This window comes from Desmospora profundinema (assembly GCF_031454155.1).
GTDB lineage: Bacteria > Bacillota > Bacilli > Thermoactinomycetales > DSM-45169 > Desmospora > Desmospora profundinema.
On the sequence record NZ_JAVDQG010000003.1, the window covers coordinates 482,366 to 505,655 of the forward strand.

Annotated in this window: 26 protein-coding genes and 1 pseudogene; 17 read left to right on the forward strand and 10 right to left on the reverse strand. The window is 52.0% G+C overall.

Going from position 1 to position 23,290, the window contains the following annotated elements:
- The first annotated feature begins 106 nt into the window (after positions 1-106).
- From JOE21_RS08680 to JOE21_RS08700, 5 genes and pseudogenes are all read left to right on the forward strand, one after another.
- Positions 107-1,012 carry a phosphate/phosphite/phosphonate ABC transporter substrate-binding protein gene (locus JOE21_RS08680; RefSeq protein ID WP_309864842.1) on the forward strand — a complete coding sequence of 302 codons (906 nt, stop codon included), beginning with the start codon at positions 107-109 and terminating at the stop codon, positions 1,010-1,012.
- A gap of 101 nt (positions 1,013-1,113) precedes the next feature.
- Complete coding sequence (gene phnC / locus JOE21_RS08685; protein WP_309864844.1) at positions 1,114-1,893, forward strand: phosphonate ABC transporter ATP-binding protein; 780 nt, start codon at positions 1,114-1,116, stop codon at positions 1,891-1,893.
- Positions 1,886-2,701 carry a phosphonate ABC transporter, permease protein PhnE gene (gene phnE / locus JOE21_RS08690; protein WP_309864846.1) on the forward strand — a complete coding sequence of 272 codons (816 nt, stop codon included), beginning with the start codon at positions 1,886-1,888 and terminating at the stop codon, positions 2,699-2,701. The genes phnC and phnE (JOE21_RS08690) overlap by 8 nt, the downstream gene beginning before the upstream one ends.
- Positions 2,702-2,704: 3 nt before the next feature.
- Positions 2,705-3,499: a phosphonate ABC transporter, permease protein PhnE gene (gene phnE / locus JOE21_RS08695; protein WP_309864848.1), complete on the forward strand. Its 795-nt coding sequence runs from the start codon at positions 2,705-2,707 to the stop codon at positions 3,497-3,499.
- 181 nt (positions 3,500-3,680) lie between these two features.
- Positions 3,681-3,812, forward strand: a pseudogene (locus tag JOE21_RS08700) (SDR family oxidoreductase); the annotation flags it as partial.
- Between the two features lie 42 nt (positions 3,813-3,854).
- Here JOE21_RS08700 and JOE21_RS08705 read toward each other — a convergent pair.
- The 4 genes from JOE21_RS08705 to chrA form a co-directional block, all read right to left on the reverse strand.
- Positions 3,855-4,334 (reverse strand): hypothetical protein, encoded by a 480-nt coding sequence (locus JOE21_RS08705; RefSeq protein WP_309864850.1) that lies wholly within the window; start codon positions 4,332-4,334, stop codon positions 3,855-3,857.
- A gap of 69 nt (positions 4,335-4,403) precedes the next feature.
- Positions 4,404-4,583 carry a hypothetical protein gene (locus JOE21_RS08710; protein WP_309864852.1) on the reverse strand — a complete coding sequence of 60 codons (180 nt, stop codon included), beginning with the start codon at positions 4,581-4,583 and terminating at the stop codon, positions 4,404-4,406.
- Positions 4,580-5,503, reverse strand: coding sequence for a hypothetical protein (locus JOE21_RS08715; RefSeq protein WP_309864853.1), 924 nt, complete (start codon positions 5,501-5,503; stop codon positions 4,580-4,582). The genes JOE21_RS08710 and JOE21_RS08715 overlap by 4 nt, the downstream gene beginning before the upstream one ends.
- Before the next feature lie 284 nt (positions 5,504-5,787).
- Entirely contained in the window at positions 5,788-6,915 is a 1,128-nt protein-coding gene (chrA, locus tag JOE21_RS08720; RefSeq protein ID WP_309864854.1) for a chromate efflux transporter, read from the reverse strand.
- A 471-nt stretch (positions 6,916-7,386) separates the two neighbouring features.
- Between chrA and JOE21_RS08725 the strand changes: the two genes are divergently transcribed.
- The 3 genes from JOE21_RS08725 (at position 7,387) to JOE21_RS08735 (ending at position 9,918) form a co-directional block, all read left to right on the forward strand.
- A complete protein-coding gene (locus JOE21_RS08725; protein WP_309864855.1) occupies positions 7,387-9,003 on the forward strand; it encodes an ABC-F family ATP-binding cassette domain-containing protein in 1,617 nt (538 codons plus the stop codon).
- A 140-nt stretch (positions 9,004-9,143) separates the two neighbouring features.
- On the forward strand, positions 9,144-9,350 hold the full coding sequence (locus JOE21_RS08730; RefSeq protein WP_309864856.1) for a YwbE family protein: 207 nt from the start codon (positions 9,144-9,146) through the stop codon (positions 9,348-9,350).
- Positions 9,337-9,918 (forward strand): hypothetical protein, encoded by a 582-nt coding sequence (locus JOE21_RS08735; RefSeq protein WP_309864857.1) that lies wholly within the window; start codon positions 9,337-9,339, stop codon positions 9,916-9,918. The genes JOE21_RS08730 and JOE21_RS08735 overlap by 14 nt, the downstream gene beginning before the upstream one ends.
- Before the next feature lie 35 nt (positions 9,919-9,953).
- Here JOE21_RS08735 and JOE21_RS08740 read toward each other — a convergent pair whose 3' ends face one another.
- Positions 9,954-10,268: an IDEAL domain-containing protein gene (locus JOE21_RS08740; RefSeq protein WP_309864858.1), complete on the reverse strand. Its 315-nt coding sequence runs from the start codon at positions 10,266-10,268 to the stop codon at positions 9,954-9,956.
- A 282-nt stretch (positions 10,269-10,550) separates the two neighbouring features.
- Here JOE21_RS08740 and JOE21_RS08745 point away from each other — a divergent pair, with 282 nt between their 5' ends.
- Complete coding sequence (locus tag JOE21_RS08745) at positions 10,551-10,712, forward strand: hypothetical protein (RefSeq protein WP_309864859.1); 162 nt, start codon at positions 10,551-10,553, stop codon at positions 10,710-10,712.
- A complete protein-coding gene (locus JOE21_RS08750) occupies positions 10,664-11,593 on the forward strand; it encodes an acyltransferase family protein (protein WP_309864860.1) in 930 nt (309 codons plus the stop codon). Before JOE21_RS08745 ends, JOE21_RS08750 begins: the two co-directional genes overlap by 49 nt.
- An 88-nt stretch (positions 11,594-11,681) precedes the next feature.
- Here the strand turns inward: JOE21_RS08750 and JOE21_RS08755 are convergent, their stop codons facing one another.
- From JOE21_RS08755 to JOE21_RS08775, 5 genes are read right to left on the reverse strand one after another with little or no spacing between them, the layout of a single operon-like run.
- Positions 11,682-11,852 (reverse strand): hypothetical protein, encoded by a 171-nt coding sequence (locus JOE21_RS08755; protein WP_309864861.1) that lies wholly within the window; start codon positions 11,850-11,852, stop codon positions 11,682-11,684.
- Between the two features lie 38 nt (positions 11,853-11,890).
- Positions 11,891-12,670, reverse strand: coding sequence for an IucA/IucC family C-terminal-domain containing protein (locus JOE21_RS08760; protein ID WP_309864862.1), 780 nt, complete (start codon positions 12,668-12,670; stop codon positions 11,891-11,893).
- Between the two features lie 5 nt (positions 12,671-12,675).
- Positions 12,676-13,500, reverse strand: coding sequence for an ABC transporter ATP-binding protein (locus tag JOE21_RS08765; protein ID WP_309864864.1), 825 nt, complete (start codon positions 13,498-13,500; stop codon positions 12,676-12,678).
- A 15-nt stretch (positions 13,501-13,515) separates the two neighbouring features.
- Positions 13,516-14,553 (reverse strand): FecCD family ABC transporter permease, encoded by a 1,038-nt coding sequence (locus tag JOE21_RS08770; RefSeq protein ID WP_309864866.1) that lies wholly within the window; start codon positions 14,551-14,553, stop codon positions 13,516-13,518.
- Complete coding sequence (locus JOE21_RS08775) at positions 14,550-15,611, reverse strand: FecCD family ABC transporter permease (protein ID WP_309864867.1); 1,062 nt, start codon at positions 15,609-15,611, stop codon at positions 14,550-14,552. Before JOE21_RS08775 ends, JOE21_RS08770 begins: the two co-directional genes overlap by 4 nt.
- Before the next feature lie 190 nt (positions 15,612-15,801).
- Between JOE21_RS08775 and JOE21_RS08780 the strand changes: the two genes are divergently transcribed.
- The 7 genes from JOE21_RS08780 to JOE21_RS08815 all read left to right on the forward strand — a co-directional run bounded on the left by JOE21_RS08780 (position 15,802) and on the right by JOE21_RS08815 (position 23,282).
- Complete coding sequence (locus tag JOE21_RS08780; protein ID WP_309864870.1) at positions 15,802-16,764, forward strand: ABC transporter substrate-binding protein; 963 nt, start codon at positions 15,802-15,804, stop codon at positions 16,762-16,764.
- Positions 16,765-17,023: 259 nt separating this feature from the next.
- Positions 17,024-18,223 carry an MGDG synthase family glycosyltransferase gene (locus JOE21_RS08785; protein WP_309864872.1) on the forward strand — a complete coding sequence of 400 codons (1,200 nt, stop codon included), beginning with the start codon at positions 17,024-17,026 and terminating at the stop codon, positions 18,221-18,223.
- A gap of 107 nt (positions 18,224-18,330) precedes the next feature.
- Positions 18,331-19,620: an O-antigen ligase family protein gene (locus JOE21_RS08790; protein ID WP_309864873.1), complete on the forward strand. Its 1,290-nt coding sequence runs from the start codon at positions 18,331-18,333 to the stop codon at positions 19,618-19,620.
- The gene (gene yfbR, locus JOE21_RS08795; protein WP_309864874.1) at positions 19,617-20,231 is read left to right on the forward strand and encodes a 5'-deoxynucleotidase; all 615 of its coding nucleotides are present in this window, start codon (positions 19,617-19,619) and stop codon (positions 20,229-20,231) included. Before JOE21_RS08790 ends, yfbR begins: the two co-directional genes overlap by 4 nt.
- Positions 20,232-20,681: 450 nt before the next feature.
- Entirely contained in the window at positions 20,682-21,254 is a 573-nt protein-coding gene (locus JOE21_RS08805) for a TetR/AcrR family transcriptional regulator (protein ID WP_309864875.1), read from the forward strand.
- Between the two features lie 85 nt (positions 21,255-21,339).
- Positions 21,340-22,401 (forward strand): medium chain dehydrogenase/reductase family protein, encoded by a 1,062-nt coding sequence (locus JOE21_RS08810; RefSeq protein WP_309864876.1) that lies wholly within the window; start codon positions 21,340-21,342, stop codon positions 22,399-22,401.
- Between the two features lie 236 nt (positions 22,402-22,637).
- Positions 22,638-23,282, forward strand: a complete 645-nt coding sequence (locus JOE21_RS08815; protein ID WP_309864877.1) for a 3D domain-containing protein — start codon at positions 22,638-22,640, stop codon at positions 23,280-23,282.
- The last annotated feature ends 8 nt before the right edge of the window (positions 23,283-23,290 follow it).

The following is a 23,290-nucleotide window of genomic DNA, read 5'->3' on the forward strand; positions in this document are numbered from 1 at the left end:
ATTTCATTGAAGAATTAATATAAACTTAATATGGTTTTAGTCGAAAATCGATATGGGATATGTACACTCGCGTGGGGTTGATTCCTACATTCTCGGAGGGGGTACTATGAAAAAGGTATTATCTGTACTGTTGTCTCTGACCATGGTGGCCGTATTGGCGGCTTGCGGCGGTCAGGGGGCTGATGGCGACGGAGGAAACCCGGATAAGCTGGTCATGGGGTTCGTTCCGTCTCAAGATTCTGATAAAATAGCCGATACGGTTCAGCCGTTGGCGGAGCAATTGTCCGAGGAACTGGGGATCGAAGTGGAAGGCCGGGTGATGACCAACTACTCCGCCTTGGTGGAAGCGATGGGCAGCAATCAGGTGCAGATCGGATTTATTCCGGCATTCGGGTATGTGCTGGCCAATGAGAAACACGGGGTGGAAGTCATTTTAAAATCAGAGCGTCACGGTAGTGATACCTATCGTGCCCAATACGTGGTGCAGGGGGATTCCGGCATCCAATCCCTGAAGGACTTAAAAGGGAAAACGTGGGCGTATGTGGATGCTGCCTCCACCAGCGGCTACCTGTTCCCGGCCGCTCAGATCATGGACGAGTTTGACGTAAAAGATCCGACGACCCAGTTTTTTGGTGAAGTGGTACAGGCCGGTAGTCATGACAACGCTCTGATCACCGTTTACGAAGGGGAGGCCGATGTGGCCACCACCTTTGAAGATGCGCGGACTGGCTTGGAAGAGGATTACCCGGATATCATGGATAAGTTGGAAGTGATTGAATATACGGATGAGATTCCCAATGACACCATCTCTGTCACCAAAAATCTGGATGACGAACTGGTACAAAAAATCCAGCAGGCGTTTCTCCGTTTCAACGACAACGAAGAGATGATTCAAATCATGAATGACGTGTACAACTGGGATGCCATCCGTGAAGCGGCGGATGAGGATTTTGACATCGTCCGCGATACCTTTAAAAAGTTTGAGGACTCCATCGATCTCGACGGCAGCTGATCCATCCAGGGGAAGGATTTCCTCGCTCTCGCGAAAAAGGGGTTCTCCGTTAGGAGACCCTTTTTTCGCGTGATCACCAAAATCAGTCAGGAGTGACGGCCGTGATTCAGTTTAAAGATGTTTCGCTGGTCTATCCCAATGGGACGCAAGGCTTGAAAAACGTCAACCTATCCATCGGCGAAGGGGAATTTATTGTGGTGGTGGGGCTTTCCGGAGCGGGGAAATCCACCTTGATCCGCAGTATCAACCGCTTGGTTACTCCCACCGATGGTCAACTGTGGGTGGATGGAGAGAACATCATCTCCTACAAGGGAAAACAGCTGCGTCGACTCCGAACCAAAGTGGGTATTATTTTTCAAAACTACAACCTGGTGAAACGTTCCTCGGTGATGAGAAATGTGATTTCCGGCCGTCTGGGGCATACCGGCACCATCCGCAGTATTCTGAATCTGTACCCCAAGGAAGATGTCAACCTCGCTTATGAGAGTCTGAAGCGGGTGAATATTGAGGAAAAGGTGTACCAACGGGCGGATCAGCTTTCCGGCGGCCAGCAGCAGCGTGTCAGTATTGCCAGGGTATTGACTCAGCAACCGTCGATCATCTTGGCGGACGAGCCGGTGGCCAGCCTGGACCCGCCGACCTCCCATCAGGTGATGCGTTACCTGAAAAAGATCAACCGTGAGGACAATATTACCACCTTGGTCAATCTGCACTACATCGACATGGCGATGGAGTATGCCGACCGGATTATCGGGATGCGGGCGGGAGAAGTGGTATTCGACGGGCCTACCAGCCAGGTGACGGAAAAAACCTTTGAAGAAATCTATGGTCGTCCGATCCGTGAGGAGGACAAGCGGGGAGGAGAAGTGCAGCATGCCTAAGACCGTTTCCGTCCCCCATGCCGAGCCATTTTCCGGGAGCATCGTTTCCGGCAGGGAAAAAAAGCGAATCACCCTCATTTTCGGGGTGGTGTTTGGCCTCTACTTGTGGACATCCGTTGAAACCGAATCGACGGTTACCGACCTCATCGCCGGATTGCCTCATATTTGGAACATGGTGGGGCAGCTCTTCCCGCCCAACTGGGATTATGTTTCCCAGGTATGGCCCAAGTTGCTGGAGACGATCCAGATGGCGGTGATCGCCACCACCATCGCGGCCATCCTGTGTATCCCATTTTGCCTGCTGGCGGCCCGTAATGTGACCAGCATCCCATGGATCCATCACCCCGCCAAACTCTTTCTCAATGCGCTCCGCACCATCCCTGATCTGATCCTGGCAGTGGTGTTTGTCGGCATCTTCGGGATTGGTGTCTTTTCCGGCATTTTGGCCCTGATCATCTTTTCCTTTGGTATCCTGACCAAGCTCATCAGTGAAACCATCGAGTCGATCGATCCGCAGCCGTTGGAAGCGATCCGGGCATCCGGAGGGAATGCATTTCAGATCATCGCCTATGCGGTCGTTCCTCAGGTGCTGCCCCAGTTTTGCTCCTTTAGTCTGTATGTGTTTGAGATTAATGTGCGGGCGTCTGTCGTCCTCGGTTTTGTGGGAGCGGGGGGGATCGGACTTCTGTTGCAGCAGCAGATTGCGTTCCTGCGCTATCCCAATGTGATGACGTTGATACTCATTATTTTCTTCGTGGTACTGGCGATAGAATATATAAGCGGTAAAATCCGAGAGAGGTTGGTTTGAGCGATGACGAGCATACCCAAACCGAAACGCACCTGGAAACAGATCACGGTCCGTTGGATTATCGCCGTCGCCGTCGCCACCCTCTACCTATGGGTGTTTACCAGCATCGACGTCAAATGGGAGCGGGTATTCAGCGAGCGGACCATCGACAATTTGGACCGTGTCATTCCGCAGATGCTGTCCCCTGATTTCGGCGCTTTCGGAAAAGTGATGGAAAAGATGATGGAAACCTTGTTCATCGCCTACACCGGCACCTTAATGGCATCCATCCTGGCGGTTCCCATCGCTTTTCTGGCAGCGTCCAACATGGTGAAAAACCGGGTGCTGCGCAGTATCGGGAGCGGCATCCTCAGCGGGATCCGGACGTTTCCGGAACTGCTCCTGGCTTTGATTTTCGTTGCCGCCGTCGGTCCCAATCCCTTTGCCGGGGTATTGGCGATTGCGATCAACTCCATCGGGATGCTGGGGAAATTGTACGCGGAAGCGATTGAAGCGATTGAGATGAACGTGGTGGAGGCGATGAGCGCCAATGGTGCCAACAAGACACAGACGTTGTTTTACGGGATTATTCCGCAAATCATCCCGCAATTTTTGTCCTACGCCATCTATCGCTTTGAAATCGATGTCCGCGCCTCCACCATCCTGGGGATCATCGGTGCCGGCGGCATCGGCACGCTGATCACGATCGCCGTCGCCAACCGCAACTGGTCGGAAATCGGCATGATCCTGTTGGTGATCATTGTGGTCGTCGTTCTGATCGACTACTTGAGCGCCGCTATCCGTAAGCGGATTGTGTGATTGACGAAGGCTTTTTCTGAACACGAAGAACCCCGTTATTCTGAGAACGGATGGGGGTTCTGGGATGTATCCGGTCGATCCTTATTACGGGAATTAGAGGGTGTGTAAGGATGTTCCCCTTTCGTTTCCGCCGCAGCATCAAAGTCGCCAACCGGGCTTGGAGTATCGGATGGTTCCGGCCGGCACGCCGATGAAACGGGCGGGACAGCCCTTTGAGTTGGCACCTTCTTATGTCTATCTGGCCTCGGATGATTCCATGTATGTAACCGGAGAAGTGCTTCACGTCAACGATGGGACGATGGTTAGTTCCTGATGCGGGCCGCTCCTTTGTCGGAGCGGCTTTTGGGCTCATTTTTTACCCTCTTCTGATCCATCTTACCCACGTCGGCTGGGTCCAGCAAATCAGCTGGAACACAGCAGTGTAACCCATTGCCAGGGCGATGACGGCAGGTGTGGATAAGTGGATGGCTGTAATTTGGCTGCCCAGCTGGGAGAAATACAATCCTAGGACAAACAGGCTGAGACCTACGGAGAAGGGGTGACGGGCTGTATTTGGCAGCGGTTGCTTCCAAATCCACAGATGGACGGTGTTAACCACTTGGACGGCGGCCAAGGGTAAAAGCGGGAAAAAGAACATGCCCAGAGCCCACCAGAGATAGGCGGCCTCGGCGGTGACAGTGGTATCCATCCAGGACCATGACTGGAGCAGCCACAACAGGGCGGCATGGCCAGCCAGCGGCAACCCGATCATCAGCACAATCGCGCCGATTAGCAATAACCCGATAAAAAACCAAACCATCAGACGGTCCAGCATGGCGGCCTCCTTTCCCAACAAACAAAAAAACTCCCGGCAGGGGGAGTGGTGGCAAGGGACTTTCGAAAATAGGTGTACCGTCCCCTGGAATCAAGCGTTCTTCTCCAGCATCTTGTAATATTTTTCGTATTTGCGATCGATGTCTTCCATCACCTGATCAAAACGGCCGGCTTTCACTTGCTCCAGATACTCCTCCCGGCTGATCAGGCCGGCGCGGTACCGGCGGTGAATTTCCTTGGATCGCTGATGAAAGCTTGGTTTTCCGTTCACCGTTCCCTGCCCCCTTTCGGAACGCGCGTGCTGTAACGGTCCAGATAGACGAGCGAACTGAGCAGCTTGGCAAAGGATGCGAGATGACGGTTATCCATGGGGTGCCAAAACCCGGTTTCCACTTCTGCATAAACGGCCAGCACTCCCACTTTCTCCTCGTTGGCCACCAGTGGACTGGCGATCATGGAACGAGTGGCGGGTGGAATGGGATACAAGGAGGTTTTAGTTAAATCGTCCCAACTACAGGTGCAGGCATGCAGCCAAGTCCGGCCTTCCGGTGAATGTCCCGTGAGCGGAGGACGGTAATCCTCAAAGGATTGCGCCAGTCCCACCCAGGAGACGGGGACCAGGAATCGGCCGGTTTCGTGTGGAACAAACACGGCCACACCGGGATTTTTCACTTTTTCGTTGGCCATGGCAGACTGAATACTGTCTATAGTATAAGGATAATCGATGGAAAAAGAGTTCTCAAGTTCAATGTATGCGTGAGTGAGGGCGCTTGAGACCCCGTCCGCCACGATTTCCATCATGGCGACAAAGTCGGTGTTCCGGTCTGCTTCTGCTTTTTGGTCCTGTTTCAACTCGGACAGAATCTCCTTCAATGTGTCAATCTGTCGATCTTTCTCCCCCATGTATCGGGTGATGGGCTCCATCCCGCTGGCGGTTTCGGTCAACGGAGGACCGTGCAACACCGCCGGGTCAATTCGGAAAGGATCCGTTCCTCTCCTTGAATCATTTCCCGTTTCTCCTGAGCGGTGAAACCAAAAAGGGATCCAATCTCCGCGGATGACACGATAAGCGACGATCAGGAAGAGGACGAAGAGCACAAGGATGGTCGAGACCACCAACCAACGAATCCAGGGAAAGTCCCGTGCCATCCCCGCCGCCACTTCCACCCATGATTCTGACATCCATCCCAATGGCGTGAGGTCCTCCTCTCTCTATATAGCCACATTCCCTTGACGGGAGAATTTCTATCCAAGGACCATCATGGTTATGGATTTAAGTACGATTCATTTAACTTTAATCTATCGTATCCCATAGGAAATATCCACCTTTAAATGAAGAGACGCGATATAAGCCGCCCTGGTATGAGGTTCCGATCAGCCGCCAGAAAACGGAGACATCATTTTCAATGATTTAGAGGAGGGTATAATAAAAAACCCGCCTCCATAACGGGTTTCATCGTGATGCTTTATGGGTGTTAAATAAGGATCATCACCATTCCTAAAGCCAACGCCGATAGGAATACTTGCCAAATTTTCCATTTTAATTTAAATAACAATCCCAGAGTGATCACGGCAATCATGACGCTTCCCCAATCATGAAAAACGTCTAATGATAATCGGATGAGAAAGCTGGCGATTAAACCAACGACAGCAGCGCTCACACCCGCTAGATATCGCTTCAATTTTTTGTTTTCTCTTATTTTATCAAAGTAAGGAGCCCCAATCAGTATGATCGAAAAAGCTGGCAAAAAGATGAAAAAAGTGGCTAAAATGGCTCCCCAAAAACCGGATGCAGCATATCCAACAAAAGCAGCCACCATAATCAAAGGACCGGGTGTCAGTTCGTTAATCGCTAATCCATCAATATACTGTTCCGTGGTTAACCAACCGTAATTATCTACCGCTTCAAATTGTAATAGTGCTAAAACAGTGTAAGCTCCACCAAAGCTAAGCGCTCCGACTTTTAAAAATAATAAGGACAGACTAGTCGTTACCGATGCCGCTCCGATTGAAGTCATTGCCCAGAGCGGCATATCATGGATGCTATATCTTTTATTCTCAAAAGAACGGACGAGGATCATATAAACGAAGCCCATCACTAATAGCAAAAATATGAGGTCCATTCGTGTAATAAAAGTTAATGTCACCATCAATAGGGTGATGAAGATTTTTTTACGCTCCTGTAGAACCCCAAACTTGTGGGCAATTCGGTAAAGGCTGAATAAAACGATCGCAACCATTACCGGTTTTACACCATATAATAAGCTTTGAGCAATTTCAGAGGTCGCAGCGTATTGAAAATAAGCCCAAGCCAAAAGGGTGATTAATATAAAGTTGGGTAACATAAATCCTAATCCGGCCAAAATACCACCTAGAATGCCACGTTGCCGATACCCAACATACATACAAAGTTCGGCAGCTTCGGGTCCCGGTAACATTCCGCAAACTGCAAAGGCATCTTTAAACCGTTCATTATCAATCCATTTTTTCTTTTCAACCGCATCCTCATGAATGACCTGAATTTGAGCAGCCGGACCACCCCAGCCTTGCAATCCAATAAGGGTATAAGTCCAAAAGATCGTCCATAAACCGGGTTTCTCCATAATCCTTCCACTCCCATTTGACCATAATTATTTGAGGAGCTCCTCATCCCTTTTGCTCACGAGGCATGATGGGTGTAAGGTGTAACCCGCGGTTTAAAATCCTCCGTCGATTACGGTCACATTATATATCAACCGTATCCACAGTGAAAAGCGAAAATAACCGGCAAATGCCCTGTTTTCCAATCGAATAACCATCACTTCGAATCATCGATTGGTGTCATTCGGAAGATGTGTTATCATGATAATAGTGAAGCGGAATCATCCACCGGTAGATGTCGGTGACGTTTTATAGATGAAACCCGGTTGTGTCTGATGTTCTGAACGATCTCTTGTTGATTGGTAGAATATCCAGCCAAATCGGCATGGTGCCGGATGGCTTTTTTTCTGTTTTCCCCGCTCTGTACAGAAGTCTTTTGCTCTGTCTTCGTGGTACAATGGTTGGGAGTTTGCAAAGGTGGAGGACGGATTCCTATGATTCAAGTACAAGGAGTAGGCCTGGCTTACGGCGGGCGTAAACTGTTTGAGGATGTTAATATCAAATTCACACCCGGAAACTGTTATGGTTTGATCGGAGCCAACGGTGCCGGTAAATCTACTTTTCTTAAAATCCTCTCCGGTGAAGTGGAACCCAACAAGGGAGAGGTGATCCTTACTTCCGGCCAGCGGCTGGCGGTGTTGAAGCAGGATCATTTCCAATACGAAGAGCATCCGGTATTGGAAACGGTGGTGATGGGGCATGAACGTCTCTATCAGATTATGAAGGAGAAGGATGCCCTGTACGCCAAACCGGATTTTTCCGATGAAGACGGGGTGCGGGCAGCGGAATTGGAAGGGGAATTCGCCGAGTTGAACGGCTGGGAAGCCGAAGCGGAAGCGGCCCAACTCTTGTCTGGTCTCGGCATTTCGGAAGAGCTTCATGATAAAAAGATGAAAGAGCTGGAGGGCAACGACAAGGTGAAGGTGCTGTTGGCCCAAGCCTTGTTCGGCCAGCCGGACATCCTGCTGCTGGACGAACCGACCAACCACCTGGATATTCAGGCGATCCGCTGGTTGGAAGATTTTCTCCTCAACTTTGACAACACCGTCATTGTCGTTTCTCACGACCGTCATTTCCTCAATACGGTCTGTACGCATATGGCGGATATCGACTTTGGCGAAATCAAGCTGTATGTGGGCAATTACGATTTCTGGTTTGAGTCCAGTCAACTGGCGCAGCAGATGGCCAAAGAGAAGAACAAGAAGATCGATGAGAAACGGAAGCAATTGGAAGCTTTCATCGCACGCTTCAGCAGCAACAAATCAAAGGCCCGGCAGGCCACATCCCGCAAGAAACTGCTGGAGAAACTGACTCTGGAGGACATACAGCCTTCCTCCCGCCGCTATCCCTTTATCAAATTTCAGCCGGAACGGGAAGCGGGCAATGACCTGTTGCGGGTGGAAGGGCTCTCCAAAGCGGTGGATGGCCTACCGGTGCTGAAAAATGTCTCGTTTACCATCAACAAGGGAGACAAAGTGGCTTTCGTCGGACCCGACGGGTTGGCGAAGACGACGCTGTTTCAGGTCTTGGCCGATGAACAGGAAGCGGATGAGGGAGAATATCATTGGGGAATCACCACCTCCCGGGCTTATTTTCCCAAAGACCACAACGCCTTCTTTGACGGTGTGGATCTGACTCTGGTGGATTGGTTACGCCAATACTCAGTTGATCAGTCGGAAACTTTCATTCGGGGCTTCCTGGGCCGCATGCTATTCTCCGGTGAGGAAGTGATGAAGAAAGCCGATGTTTTATCCGGGGGTGAAAAAGTACGGTGCCTGTTGGCGCGTATGATGCTCTCCGGCGCCAACGTATTGATTCTGGATGAACCGACCAACCACCTGGATATGGAAGCGATCACGGCACTCAATAAAGGATTGGAAGAATTCCCGGGCACCATTTTGTTCACTTCCCATGATCACCAGTTGATTCACTCCGTCGCCAATCGCATCATGGAGATTACACCACAAGGTTTGGTGGATAAGCAGACCACCTATGACGAATACCTGGAAGATCCCTCTCTCCAGGAGAAAATCAAGGGAATGTATGTTTAATGGTTGCGGATGGAGAGCCGGTATAAAGCCGCGCTCCATCCGTCTTTTCATATAGACTTCCCTGCAACCAAGATTGAGCGGAAGAGCGGGTGATGTTACAACGGCAGTGTGATTTTGAGGCGAGGAAAGGGGGAACCCATATGGACGGCAGGCAGCGCCGTTTGATTCAGCCGGGTCAGACGGTGGATATTGTACTGAAACACGATCAACGAACGGGTAAACGGACCCGTGGCGTGGTGAAGGAGATTTTGACCCGTTCCGCAACCCATCCCCATGGGATCAAGGTTCGTCTGACTGATGGCCAGGTAGGCAGGGTAAAGGAAATTCTGGACCATGGACAGGAGTGAAAAGGATAAGATCCCATCCATTCCGTTTCTGAAGCGGGTTTCCAAAGTGATGGAGGAAGCGGATCTTGTGCATGCGCTGGGAGGAAGCGGACTTCTCTATGCGCTGGGCATTCAGAAAAGGGTGAACGACTGGGATCTAACCACTGAAGCCAGCTTGAATGAAGTAAAGGATGCTCTCTCAGCGCAGGGAATTCTTTATGAGAGGAGAGAAGGGGGAACCCTTTTCGCCAGCTCCTTTCGTCTGGTGATTCTCGGTGGGGAAGGGGAAATGGATTTGATCGGAGGCTTTGCGATTCAATCCGATGCGGGAGTGTGTCGGATCCCGACCGTTTCCCGTTTTCACTGGAACGGGATCCCGGTGGGGAGTCCGGAAGTGTGGGCGGTCGCTTATGCCCTGATGGGAAGGAGAAACCAGGCGGATTCTCTCTTTCGATATGTAACCGAGGTGGGAGCGGACCGTGGGATGATCGAATTTCTGTTGCAGCAACCGTTGCCGACGGATGTATACAGACGCGTCAGGAAGTGGCCGTTCGAGCCGAAAAAACAGGCTGATCACAACCGTGTGTGATCAGCCTGTTTAAATATAAGGACATCTATTGTTAATCAGCGTTGCAGTTCCTTCAGGGAATCGGTTAATTGTAGGAACCATTCCTTGTCATGGGTGGTAAGGGCCATGTCGATAAAATTAAGCAAATGTCCTTCTTGGTTAAGAGCCGTATCCTCGTGGTGTTTCAGCTGGTCGAGGGTACTGATGGACAGTTTGCCGACCATTTGCCGGTTATCTGACTGGATAATCCGAACCTTGGCTGTATTTTGATGAAGATTGATAGATTCGATATATCCTTGAAACAGTTCGTCGTTAATGGTTTTCCCTTTCACCCAGTCCCCGTCTTGAAATCTGGAAAGCAACGTTTCCATGTGTAACACCGCCTTTACAGTGAGGCTCATTGGATCTTGGTTTGTTACCATTGGGGTTACTACTATTATATCACGGATGGAAGGGAGCTAAACCTAGTTCGGTGCTTTCAAAGATTTTTCCAGCCATTATAATCAAGGACAGGTGACGTGTCAACCCTGTAAAATCGCTTCATGGATAGAAAAAATGGATGTGGCGCCTTGACGGATTCTCTTTTTCTTATACAATAACGACTGCAAGCCCGTTTTTGTTGGTTTTATTTACCATATAGAAGGGGAGAATCCATGACCGGCAAGTTAAATGGCATACACATGGCCAGGGGCTTGTTCCCCTTGTTGATGGTGGTGTTTTCGGCCAATCAGATCGGTTCCTCTCTTGGGGAAGAGGCGTGGCTGGGATGGGGGGAGATGGTTCGATCCGGGGCATGGGACTTTTTTTGCTCCTGAGCGGGTTCATTTTGTTCACCCGGTATCGGGAGCGGATCGGAGAAAAACCGGTCGCATGGACGTTCCTGTTTAAACGTTGGATTCGGATTGTCCCTCCTTATTGGTATATCCTGATTCCGATGCTTCCTTTCGCCTCCACTTTTACGGGGCGGGATTTGGAAGCGTCCCAGGTGTGGAAGAGTTTGTTGCTTCTTCCGCAGGAGCACCCGATTCACCCTCTGTCGGGCGTATTATCCCATCTTCTTTTGTTTTACCTGGTGTTTGCCGTCGTGCTCATGCTGGGCAGGGGGAGAGGGACGGTGTTCCTCTCCGGTTGGTTCATGCTGGTTCTGATTAACTTCTCCAGTGGATTGCTGGACAATCATTGGGTAACCCAATGGATTTTCAGCAAGTATCATCTCTACTTTTTTGTGGGAGGGTTTATCGCCTATCTGGTACACAAGGTGGAAATTCCGGCTCCCGTACCTTTAATGATCCTGGGCGGGGCGGGCTTGGCTTTTGCATGGGCCAACGCTGACCGTCAATGGCTTCCCCTTGACGATACGTTTACCTATGGCATTCCGGTGGCCACGATCTTGTTGGGGCTGGCCCTGGTCCAAACGCGGATCAATCCTTCCCTGCCACGGCTATTGAACGGGCTGGGCGATTCGGCTTATATGATTTTCCTTACCCATATCCCCACACTGACGTTACTCTTTCATGCCGCTGTCCATTGGGGGATGATCGATCGACTGGGTTTCGCTTGGACCCATGCGGCAGCAGCAGGACTGGCGGTGGGAATCGGCTGTTTATTGCATGCTTGTGTAGAACGCCCGTTGTTTACGCTCCTTCAGATGAATCAAAAGGAACCCAAACCCGCTTCTCAGACAGCCACTTCGTAAATGGACAGCTCAGTTTAAAGAGGAACGCCCCGACCGGCAATGGTACGGGGCGTTTAATATGAGATATCGGGCTGCTTTTTGAGAGTGTTCATTCATCCGCCGATTCCTTGGCGGTTTTCAAAAATTTTGTGAACCATGCGGCAGCCAAGATCAGTGCCATGCTTCCCAACCACGCCAAGAGGCCTTGACCTGCATAGGTAGTCGAAGAAATCCATGCGGGAATCAACAACAGACAGATGGATGTCCCGTATCGTTTCATTTCATATCCCTCCCAGCTCCGATGCGTCCGGCTTGTCTTCATCCCTTTTTCTCCGCCAGCGTACGTGTGGCATGGGAAGGTTCCAGGTCGTGTCTGCGACGGGGACAGTTGCTGCAACAACCGGCCTCCGGCAGACGGTAATACAGGCAGCAGGTTCGTCTGAGCCGGAGAGGCTCCCCTTCGTCTTCCGGAGGCGAGATCAGGCGAAACGGGATGGAAAGCGGGTTGGGAGTTCTTCCATCGATCCAGGGATTGTTCCGCTGGGTGAGAAAGAGGAAATCTTCCCGTAGGCGTTTCCGCTCCTCCTCCGTTTCTGCTTCCCGTTCCCAACTTTCATAGTAGTAATACAGGTAGCTGAGGGCACTCTCCCATGATACGGACGGGGAGAGATGGTCCGATAGGGCATGGAAGAAAGGGGACAAGTGGTTGCAGAAGAAGGCGGCAGTCGCCTGTTGCCGCCAAGATTCCCGTTCTCGGGAGGAAACGGGGGCGTTTGTCTGCGTATCGGCGGGCAGGATGAGCCGGACATCCCAACCGTCGCCGAAACGGAAGAGCCACCGCTGTGGGGTTACGGGGATGACCCGGTTTAACCGGCTGAGAGTAAACAACCATCCCGGCATGATCATGGCGGTGTATCGTTTGGCCAGCATAGAGGCGGCGACGCTCCATTCCTGGGTTCCGATTCGCTCCCGCCACTGATCCAACAGTTGCTTACGGCTCGTTGGTTCCAACAATGAAACGGCAGGAATGTCTCCCATTTGTTGCCCGGATTCAAATGACCAGCGGAACCGGTTTTCCAGTACAGCGGCATCTTTCATCATGATCAACTCCCCGTTCCCATGAGAGTTTTCGGGGATAACATTCTTCCCTGTCCATAGGGAATCAACATCGGGGTGCCAAACAGGGGATCCGGGATGATTCGGCAGTCGACTTCGAATACCTCCCGTGCCAGAGCGGGCGTGAGGATCGCTTCGGGAGCTCCCTGGGCATGGACGCGTCCCTGGCGGATAGCCACCATGTGATCCGCGTAGCGGGCAGCCAGGTTGAGATCATGAAGCACCATCACCACTGTCCGCTTTTCCACCCGGTTGAGATTAAACAGAAGGTCCAGCACTTCAATTTGGTGGGTCATATCCAGGTAGGTGGTGGGCTCATCCAGTAACAGGGTATCAGTTCCCTGGGCGAGAGTCATGGCGATCCAGGCCCGTTGCCGCTGTCCGCCGGACAGGGAATCGACGCTCCGATCTGCGTGCGGAGTCATTTGTGTGACATCCAGAGCCCATCGGACCATGCGTTCGTCCTCTTCGGTCCACTGCTGCAGCCAACTCTGGTGGGGGTATCTTCCTTGTTTGGCCAGCTGCAGGACGGTTAGTCCTTCCGGTGCGGTAGGCCCTTGGGGCAGAATGGCTAACTTACGGGCCGTTTTTTTGGTGGATTGGCGGGCGATGTCCTTTCCGTCCAACCAGACCGTTCCTTCCCTCGGTTTCAGCAGACGGGCCAACGAGCGTAACAGGGTGGATTTCCCGCAGCCGTTGCTACCGACGAATACGGTTACCTTTCCTTTGGGAATGGACAGGTTCAATTTCTGGATGACGGGTTTACCGCCGTAACCCAGTGTCAAGGCTTCTGTTTGCAAACCGGCTGTCATGTGGATTCCTCCCATTCAGGTGGAGTGACGGTCGCTCCGCAGCAGGAGGACCAGCAGAAACGGAGCCCCCAGCACAGCGGTGAAGAGTCCCGCCGGCAGGTCTAACGGACTAAAAGCGATCCGAGCGACCCAATCCGCCGCCATCACGAGCATCGATCCGGTAAGGGCAGCGGCGGGCAACATGCTTCCATAGGCGGGACCGGTTAATAACCGGGCAATGTGGGGGGCCATCAACCCGACAAAACCGATGGGCCCAGCGACCGATACGGCTGCCGCCGCCAGGGCGACACCGGTGAGAGTGATGGCGAAGCGGTGCCATTGGATGGCCCCGCCTAATCCGACTGCCACCGGATCCCCTAACTGCAACAAGTTGAGCGGTCTGGTCAACAGCCAGGCGAGGGGCAGAAAGACGGTCAACCAAGGCAATAGGTTGTAGACGGTGGACCAGGAGCTGGCATAGATGCTGCCGGTCAGCCAAACCATTGCCTGGCTGGTAGTATGGATCGGGCTTAAGATTAAAAACAGGGTGGTTAAGCCTTGTGCTGCCGTCTGGATGCCGATTCCGATCAAAACCAGGCGAAGGGGAGAGACCCCTTCTTTCCATGCCAAGATGTAGATCAAAGCCGCCGCCGCGGCTCCACCCCCGAAGGCGGCCAGCGGGAGCCAGCCCCCTCCGCCGGAGCCTGTGAATGTGAGAACAGCCACCGCCGCCACTGATGCGCCGCCGGTGACGCCGATAATATCTGGGGAGGCCAGAGGATTTCGCATCACCCCTTGAAACAGTGCGCCGGCGGTTCCCATGGCGATCCCGACCAGACAGGCGGTGACCACTCGGGGCAGGCGCAGGCTGTGGAGAATCATCTGGTCGGCGGATGATCCCTGGCCGAGCAATGCCAACCATACGTCCAGCGGCGGGATGGATAATTCTCCGCTTCCCAGATTGACGGTGAACAACGCACCGTTGGCGAGCAGGAGGGCCAACCATACCCATGGCGCCCGGCGGTCCAGGAGGAAGGAAGCGATCGGAGATCGGATGGAGATCGGATATTTCAATGGGATAAACTCCTTCGGGCGATGGTGATAAAGAACGGAACGCCCAAGAGGGCGGTGATGACACCCACCGGCACTTCATCGACGGAGACCTTGGCCCCTGTCCCCGTCAGCCATGCCATAACAGGCCCTCCCGGCATGATCAAGTAGCGGGCGCCGATGTCTGCCAGCAGCAGAAAGGTCCCCCCCAATACAAAACAGTAGGGGATTACCCACCGGTAGTCATATCCGACCAAAATGCGAGCGATGTGGGGAACCAACAAGCCGACCAAGCTGATCGGTCCCGCTACGGCCACGGCTCCCCCGGCCAGCAAGACCACGCATAACGCGGCTCCCGCTTTGACCCAAGCGGTACGCTGCCCCAATCCCTTTGCCACATCTTCTCCTATGACCAGGGTGGTGATCGGGGAAGAAAGAGCCAGTGTCAGAATCCAGGCCGCCGCGAAGAAGGGGAGAACGGACAGCAGGGTTTCCACTTTTCTTCCTACGATCGATCCTGACAACCACAGCAACACTTCTTCCAGGGTCCGCTGGTCCATCACCAGGATCCCTTGGGTCAAGGTGGAGAAAAGGGCGGTCATCGCTGCACCGGCCAGTGTCAGTTTGATCGGGGTAAGTCCCGTCCTGCCCGAAGAGCCGAGCAAAGTGACCATCAAACCGGCCACGGCTGCCCCCGCAAAAGCAATCCAGGTGTAGGATTGAAGAGAACTAACGGTAAAAAAGGAGGTGGCCGCCACTACGAAAAAAGCGGCCCCCGCGTTGATACCGAAAATACCGGGCGATGCCAAAGGGTTTCGTGTCAACGCTTGCATCAATGCCCCAGCCATGGCTAAACTGGCTCCCACGGAGGCGGCGATCAGTGCACGGGGAACCCGGGTGGATTGAACCACCAACTGTTCCCGAGTGGGGGTGTCGGTGGTGTAGGCGGTAAAAAGGGACGTCCAGTCGATCTGGGTCCACCCCCATTTGACACTGGCCAGCATGGACAGTGCCATGGCGGCAGTCCCCCACACCAACCCCGCCCAACGGCGGGTTGGACGATGCAAGACAGGCTGCGACATGGTGAAGCTCCTCACAAATAAAATAAGAAAACCGAAAGATCGATCTGTTTGTTATGATAATCATTATCACTCAGAAAAGCAATAAGAGAGAATCATTCTCAAGTTTATTCTTGACAGTCGGAAAGGAGACTTCTATGATGGAAGCATTGAATGATAATCATTATCAGTGAGAAAGGAGAGGATGACAACCATGAAGGGACTTATCTGGAAACGTTTGATTGCGGTTGTGTTTGCGCTCTCATTGATCGTAGCGGGGTGTTCTTCTCCAGCCACCGGGGATGAGGCAAACTCTGATCCAGGCGGGGAAAAAGAGCGTGTGGTAAAACACGCCATGGGTGAAACGACGATCGAAGGGACGCCGGAGCGGGTGGTGGTTCTGACCAATGACGCTGTCGATGATGCGTTGGCTCTGGGGGTAAAACCGATCGGAGCAGTCCAATCCTGGATCGGAGACCCTTGGTACGACTTTATCGCCAATGACATGGAAGGGGTGGAGTTGGTAGGAGAAGAAGTGCAGCCGAACTTGGAAAAAATCGCTTCTTTAAAACCGGATTTAATTATCGGAAGCAAGGTGCGCCACGAAAAGATCTATGATCAACTCTCCGAAATCGCTCCTACCGTTTTCAGTGAAACCGTCGGTCACGTCTGGAAAGAGAATTTCCAATTGTACGCGGAAGCGATGGGGAAAAATGAGGAAGCAGACCAGAAACTGAAGGATTGGAATCAAAAGGTGGAAGAATTCCAATCCAAGTATAAGGACAAGCTGGACACGAAAGTTTCCATCGTTCGTTTCCTTCCGGGAATGGTACGGATCCATCATAATGGGTTCCCGGATTCGGTGGTGGCGGAAGCGGGCTTGGACCGGCCCAAATCCCAGCAATCGGAGGAGTTTGCCAGTGAAGTGACGGAGGAGCGGATTCCGGATATGGACGGGGACATCCTGTTTGTCCTCACCTTTGAAGAAGGGGACGGGGAAGCGTCCGAGTTGAAGGAAGAGTGGATGGATAAACCGCTGTTTAAGAAATTGGATGTAGTGAAGAAAGGAAATGTCCACGAAGCGGATGATATCTTCTGGAACCTGTCCGGCGGCATACTCGGGGCGGAAAAGATGCTGGAGGATCTGGAATCGGTCTTGGAAAAATACAAAAAGTAAAAGCAATATGTATCCAAGCGGGAAAAGCGGATCCAGCCATCGACGGATGGGGATCCGCTTTTTATTATAGAAAAAGGTTGCATGAGTTGTCCTTTTGGCGTGTATGGTATAATAAGGGACACTTGAAACAGATGGACGGAAAGTGACGTTTGCATGGGGGAGAGCCTTCCATAGCGAGGATGAGGAGGGTTTTGCCCAGAAGATAAGGTTGTCAATCCTGTTTTCGTCTGTTGGCGAAACGGGAGAGAGGTGGATAAGGATGGATCGCATGGCTTGGTCAAGCGGTCTGACGGGACAAGGAAAAGAGACACCGGGTACGGCCTGGAACAGAAACAAAAATGTACTTTTTGTTTCCGAAAGCTTCGGATCGGGGCATACACGTGCCGCTCAGGCGTTGGCCAAAGGGATCCGGGCCACGGACGGAGAGGTTCGGGTGCAGTTGGTGGAGCTGGGAAGAGAGCTGCGCCCCCAAGTGAACCAAGCCCTGGTGTATTCCTATCTGGGCATGATCCAAAAAGCTCCCGGTTTATGGCGGCGGATGTATGGAAAGCATGATGGCCGTTCTTTTCCCCGTTGGATCCAATGGTGCCTGTACCAGACGCTGTATTCCAGCTTGGCGGATTACATCGCAGACTTTAGGCCACAGGTGATTGTTTCGACTCATCCCTTCGCCAGCGCAGGGGTGGCCCGATTAAAGAAAGAGGGATTGCCGGTTCGACTCTGCACGGTCATCACCGATTTTTGTGCTCACGGTTCTTGGGTAAACCCGGAGGTGGATCTCTACTTGGTTCCTCATCAGGGAATGGAGGAACAGTTGGCCGCCATGGGAGTGGATCGAAAAAAAGTGGCGGTTACGGGCATCCCCACCGACAGCCGTTTCTGGATAAGCCATAGCAAGGAAGAAGCCCGGAATAAACTGGGCATTCACCACATGCCGACCGTTCTCATCATGGGAGGCGGCTTTGGTATGGGCCGCACGGAGGAGTTGGTGGCCACGGTGGCCAAATGGCGCGAACGCCTGCAGATCATCGTCTGTACCGGGTACAACCAGAAGCTTCGGCAAGCGTTGTCCAGTCGTCCGGAGTGCGACCATCCCCATATCCGGATCACGGGGTTTACGAGGGAAATGGCCGATTGGATGGATGCTGCCGATGTGCTTCTGACAAAGCCGGGGGGAATGACTTGCACGGAAGCGATCGTCAAGGGAAAACCCTTGTTGCTGTTCGGATCCATTCCCGGACAAGAGGAAGGAAACGGCCGATTCATGGTGGATCAAGGTTTGGCACACCAAGCGGCTGATAAAGTGGAAGTGAATGCGTGGTTGGCTCACTGGCTGGCTCATCCCGAATGCTTGGATCCCATGCGGAAGCGGATGATGGAGTGGCGCTGGAACATCCATCCCTCCAAAAGCATCCGAGCGGTGTTGGGCCAGCTGGTTCCGCCCTACACGGGATCTTAAAAATAGAAACCCTCATAGATCTTGTTCTTTTGCCAGTGGATGGATATAATGCAAGAGGTACTCAATACATCGGATCCACCAATCAATGGCAAAGGGAGTCTTTTACGTTGGAACTTGACTCGCGACAACCGCTAATGGAGCGTTGGATACAGTTTTTATATTTCTCAATCTTGATTTCTCCCATTTTACCTGCGGTGGTACTGCTGGCCCTGGGTTTGGCGGCTCCGTTTTTGCTGAAAGGGAAATGGGTGGTCCGTGGTTGGCCCGAAGGGGTCTTTCTCGGCTTTTTGGTCCTTTCCGCAATTGGCTGGGCATTCAACCCGTTTCTTTTATTCGGATGGCTGCCGGTGGGACTGATTCCCATCGTCATGTTTGGTTTGTATTATTTATTAACCCTTTGGGTAAAGGAAGGGCTGTCTTGGTCTTGGCGTCAAGTGGAGCGGATGTACCTTCTCTTTTGGCTGGGGGGAATCTATGTAGCGTTGGTTACGATTTTCCAGCGGATTGATTGGATTCCCACGGAAAAAAATACGCTCTTTTATATTCTCGGCTTTTATCCCATGCAGCAGGCGGAGTCCGTCCGCAGTATCGGTACGGCCTCTAATTCCAATTTGGCGGCGGCCTTGTTGATCTGTCTCGCCTTAATGAGTATTTACGCCTCTTCTGTATTGTCCAAACGTTCCCATCAAGTGGCGGCTTTTGCAACCTTTTTTTTGTTTTGTACCGCGATTTGGTGTACCGGATCCCGCGGCGCGTGGGTGGGTCTGGTAATCGGGCTGTTGGTCCAGGTGTGGATGACGGGGAACCGGAAGCGGGCGGTGCTGCTTTTTATCGGCTTGGTTGTCTTCGGCCTGATCATCTATACCAATAAAACCTTGATTCCCAGGGAAGAAACCTTGTTTGCAACGGCGGAAGTCCGGATATTCGTCTGGCAGAATTCATACCAAATCTTTTCCGAAAGCTGGCTGTTCGGGGTGCTGCCTCTTCACTTCGGCCATCTGTTTGAAGAGATGACGGGTCGTTATCTGTTTCATGCCCATAACGTGTTTTTGGGAATCGCCAGTGAATTTGGGGTGTTGGGGCTGATCCTCTTTCTGAGCCTGATTGTGGTTACCACCCACCGGGCACGGCGATGGAGAAAGTCCGCCAATTCCAAAGAAGAAAAACGGTTGGCAGGTATGCTCATCTCGGTGGTGTTCGCCCTGTTGGGTCACGGGATGTACGATTATCCCATCATCGCCCCGCAAATCGGTCTGATCTTTATGTTGGCTGTTATTATGATCCATACACAGTATGAGCGACGTTGCCTGCATAAACCGGACTGGACCTGTCAACCGTCGAAGATGGCCGATGGGCAAGACTCTGAGCAAACGGCGTCATTCGGGTCTTCGAGGTGATCCGGTTGAACCCTTTTTTTGCGTATTTGTTTCGGCTCCGTTTCATCCGTCGCTGGAGTCTGATGCGGAATGTCATGCCTGAAAATGTGGCGGAACACAGTTTTCATGTCGCGCTGTTGACCCATGCCTTATGCACAATCGGCTCAGAAGTGTTCAAAAAGGAGGTTCCGGTGGAGCGGGCGGTCACCATGGCCTTGTTCCATGATGCCACGGAAGTGATCACCGGAGATATTCCGAGTCCCGTCAAACATCACAATCCCCGTATTTCCAAAGGATTTCACGAGATCGAGTCCCTGGCCGCCGAGCGGATGTCGGAAATGATTCCGGAAGCATTGCGCCAGTCCTACAGGCCCTTGATCAACCATGCGGAATCCGACGTGTATCGCTGGGTCAAAGGAGCCGATCTGTTGGACGGTTACTTGAAATGCGTGTCGGAAATCTCGGCGGGAAACCGAGAGTTTGCTGTTGCAAAGGAAGATTTAAAAAAACGGCTGGATGGATTGGATATGCCGGAAGTGGACTATTTTTTGGAGCATTTCGCTCCGAGCTTTCATCAAACTCTCGACGAAATATCGGAACCGATGTACAAGACCAACATGGCCGACTCCTGATGGGGGGCGGCCATTCTTCTCTATTTGGCGAGGGATGGATTTCCTGCCGGAACGGTGCATAACGGATGCCATGGGGTGATCGGATCTTTCGATACTTCCCGGGGAATGAAACAGTGGATCACTTTGGTGAGAAGCCTGTTGTACCGTCCCTCGGTGTGGATATTGGATGAGCCGATATGCGGATGAAGGAACCTTCTCCACTTACGTGTTGGAAGTGGCGGAGTAATGGTGTGACCGGTGATATTGTAAATAGATAGGTGATGTTTCCCCACTCTTTGCCTTTAAGTGCGTTCTATTGGGGATAGTCTGAGACACTTGTTATATGGGCAATTCTTTTCGAAATATTAGCGATTATGAAACGCCGTTTTCCGGCTAATAAGGACAAACCTTAGACTCATTACTGATGACCAGATGCTTGACTTTTAGTTAGTGTTCACTTACCATTAGTGTATGAGCAAATCAACACGTACCAACAGTAAAAGAGAGGCTATTATCAAAGCGGCCATCAAACTTTTTTCACAACAAGGGGTCGACGGTACCAGCGTGAAGGCGATCGGGGAAGTGGCGGGTGTGACGGATGCCGCCCTTTACAAGCATTTCTCTAGCAAATCTGCGCTGGCCAAAGCTGTCTTTGCTTATTATGCCGATCATTATACCCAGCTCATTGACCATTACAGGAAGCAATCCGCTCCGTTCGACCAGCGGATCTCCGATTTGATCCGGGGCATCGTCAACAATCTGGATGAAGATCATTTTGGTCTTCTGTTGCTCAGTCAGCGGCACGAATGGTTTGTCCAGATCGCTCAGGAACACCGGCTTCCCCTGACAGCGATGACGGAATTGATTGCAGACGGCATTGACAGCGGTGCTATCCCACCTCAAAATCCGCAATTGACGGCCGCATTGCTAATCGGTGCGTTACTCCGTTTGGCCGTGTTTGTCGAGAATGGTGTCAAACTGCATACGGAATCAAATTTGGAAGAAATTAGAAAGCGCATGTTTGGTTTGATTGGGCTAATATAGCCCCTTTTTCTCGCTCTTTTGGTTAGTGAATACTAACCAAAGCGGCTTTTTTATTACCTATTTTTAACATAAAGGAGAATGAGTCATGGAAAAAAATCATCGCGTGGTCATTACACGATACGGAGGACCGGAAGTATTGCAATGGATAGAGGAACCGATGCCCATGCCGAAAGAGGAGCAAGTGCTCGTGAAAGTCCTCGCCACCGGTGTGGCTCATGGAGATATCCTAATCCGCAAAGGGATCCTGGTCCCACCGTTGCAAAGGTTGCCTCTCACCCCCGGCTTTGAAATCGTGGGGAGGGTAGAGAAGGTCGGCAGCCAGGTGATTGGGTTTAAAAAAGGCCAGCTGGTTGCTGCTTTGACGATTGTGGGCGGGAACAGTGAATACATCTGTGTCCACTATAAAGACCTGGTATCCGTTCCCCAAAGCGTTGGAGTCGAGGAAGCTGTCTCCCTTGTGCTAAATTATCTGACCGCCTATCAAATGCTTCACCGTTACGCGAAAGTGCAACCCGGTCAAAACCTTCTCATCCACGGTGCATCAGGCGGGGTGGGTACCGCTTTATTGCAATTGGGGAAGATGATCGGAGTAAACATGTACGGGACGGCCTCCTCAGCCAAACATGAGATCGTTGCCCGTTATGGAGCATTTCCCATCGACTATAGACAGACCGATTTTGTGGAGGTTATTAATCAAATGGTGCCGGAAGGGGTGGATGCGGTTTTTGATCCAATCGGTGGGTACCACTTTAACCTTTCTTACCGTGTGCTCCGTAAAAGGGGTATTCTGATCGGATACGGATTTCAGAGCGATGGTTCCAGACGATCCATCCTGCAGAGTCTGGCGCGTCTGATATCGTTAAAAATACGACCGGACGGAAAGCGAAGCAAATTTTACAGCCTCGTTGTATTGAAAAAGAAAAAGCCGAACTGGATAAAAGAAGATCTGTCTCATCTGTTCAAACTTACGGCAGACGGTGCCATACAGCCGATCATCTATCAACAGTTTCCTCTGGCAGAGATCCGCTCTGCTCATGAAACGTTTGAAAACGGTATTACCATTGGCAAAATCATTCTTGTGACGGAAAAATACCAAAGGCATAGTAAACAAGCTGACACCGGGGTGCAACAACCAAAAGCAAAATAACGATCCACACTGGAAGAGAGTAGAGCTTATTTTAACAATTGGATTTGAGTGAATTTCACTGGATCACGTTCCGGCTCATGGGCCGTGTAGCGGAGAGGGTTACCCGACGTTGGAGGGTTAAACAACGGAGCCGATCCATTGAGGCTCCGTGTCCAAAAAATGGAGTATGCAGGTATAGAAGGGGGGGACTTGGGCCAGGATGGATAACGAATCTATCAATCTATGAGGTGATTCGTATGTCGATCCTGCGCTGGGTCGCCGCCGGCCTCTGCTTGGTGGGCGGTTTTACGCTCTTTGCCGACAAATCCCTCCCTGCTTGGTCCGGTCAAGCCGCTGCCAAGGAGAACTCCGTCATCCGGGTGCAACGGGGAGATACCCTGTTCGCGTTGGCTCGTCAACACAAGACCGATGTGGAGACGTTGGCGGAGTTAAACGATCTATCGGATCCTTCCTTTATTCGGGTGGGGCAGGAGCTGCGTCTGCCCCGCCAGCGGGAGGCGAACAAGTCTACGGAGAAAAGAAAGCCGAGCCGTTCTGGCGGTGAGGATGCGATGCCGGCCATGGCACGGGGCCAATCCCTCGGCTCATTTACCTTGACCGCTTATACAGCTGGTCCGGAATCAACCGGCAAATCGCCAGGGCATCCCGCATACGGTGTTACTTCCAGCGGTGCGAAGGTGTCGGAAGGGGTGACGATCGCTGTTGACCCGGAGGTGATCCCGATCGGTTCCCGAGTTTATATCGACGGTGTGGGTTACCGGGTGGCTCAGGATACGGGGGGAGCGATCAAAGGCAATAAAATCGATGTCTATATGAATGATGTGGATGAGGCCAGGCAGTTTGGAGTGAAAGAAGGAGTGCGGGTAGAGCTGGTGGAGTGAGTGCTTCC

What these genes read in the sequence shown, in the direction of transcription:
- JOE21_RS08810 (WP_309864876.1), top strand. Translation starts at nt 21,340, where the DNA reads ATGGAAAAAAATCATCGCGTGGTCATTACACGATACGGAGGACCGGAA.
- JOE21_RS08730 (WP_309864856.1), top strand. Translation starts at nt 9,144, where the DNA reads ATGGACGGCAGGCAGCGCCGTTTGATTCAGCCGGGTCAGACGGTGGAT.
- JOE21_RS08740 (WP_309864858.1), bottom strand. Translation starts at nt 10,268, where the DNA reads ATGGAAACGTTGCTTTCCAGATTTCAAGACGGGGACTGGGTGAAAGGG.
- JOE21_RS08760 (WP_309864862.1), bottom strand. Translation starts at nt 12,670, where the DNA reads ATGAAAGATGCCGCTGTACTGGAAAACCGGTTCCGCTGGTCATTTGAA.
- JOE21_RS08765 (WP_309864864.1), bottom strand. Translation starts at nt 13,500, where the DNA reads ATGACAGCCGGTTTGCAAACAGAAGCCTTGACACTGGGTTACGGCGGT.
- JOE21_RS08805 (WP_309864875.1), top strand. Translation starts at nt 20,682, where the DNA reads ATGAGCAAATCAACACGTACCAACAGTAAAAGAGAGGCTATTATCAAA.
- JOE21_RS08745 (WP_309864859.1), top strand. Translation starts at nt 10,551, where the DNA reads ATGACCGGCAAGTTAAATGGCATACACATGGCCAGGGGCTTGTTCCCC.
- JOE21_RS08780 (WP_309864870.1), top strand. Translation starts at nt 15,802, where the DNA reads ATGAAGGGACTTATCTGGAAACGTTTGATTGCGGTTGTGTTTGCGCTC.
- JOE21_RS08725 (WP_309864855.1), top strand. Translation starts at nt 7,387, where the DNA reads ATGATTCAAGTACAAGGAGTAGGCCTGGCTTACGGCGGGCGTAAACTG.
- JOE21_RS08750 (WP_309864860.1), top strand. Translation starts at nt 10,664, where the DNA reads ATGGGGGGAGATGGTTCGATCCGGGGCATGGGACTTTTTTTGCTCCTG.
- chrA (WP_309864854.1), bottom strand. Translation starts at nt 6,915, where the DNA reads ATGGAGAAACCCGGTTTATGGACGATCTTTTGGACTTATACCCTTATT.
- JOE21_RS08735 (WP_309864857.1), top strand. Translation starts at nt 9,337, where the DNA reads ATGGACAGGAGTGAAAAGGATAAGATCCCATCCATTCCGTTTCTGAAG.
- phnE (WP_309864846.1), top strand. Translation starts at nt 1,886, where the DNA reads ATGCCTAAGACCGTTTCCGTCCCCCATGCCGAGCCATTTTCCGGGAGC.
- JOE21_RS08775 (WP_309864867.1), bottom strand. Translation starts at nt 15,611, where the DNA reads ATGTCGCAGCCTGTCTTGCATCGTCCAACCCGCCGTTGGGCGGGGTTG.
- JOE21_RS08680 (WP_309864842.1), top strand. Translation starts at nt 107, where the DNA reads ATGAAAAAGGTATTATCTGTACTGTTGTCTCTGACCATGGTGGCCGTA.
- JOE21_RS08815 (WP_309864877.1), top strand. Translation starts at nt 22,638, where the DNA reads ATGTCGATCCTGCGCTGGGTCGCCGCCGGCCTCTGCTTGGTGGGCGGT.
- phnE (WP_309864848.1), top strand. Translation starts at nt 2,705, where the DNA reads ATGACGAGCATACCCAAACCGAAACGCACCTGGAAACAGATCACGGTC.
- JOE21_RS08785 (WP_309864872.1), top strand. Translation starts at nt 17,024, where the DNA reads ATGGATCGCATGGCTTGGTCAAGCGGTCTGACGGGACAAGGAAAAGAG.
- JOE21_RS08755 (WP_309864861.1), bottom strand. Translation starts at nt 11,852, where the DNA reads ATGAAACGATACGGGACATCCATCTGTCTGTTGTTGATTCCCGCATGG.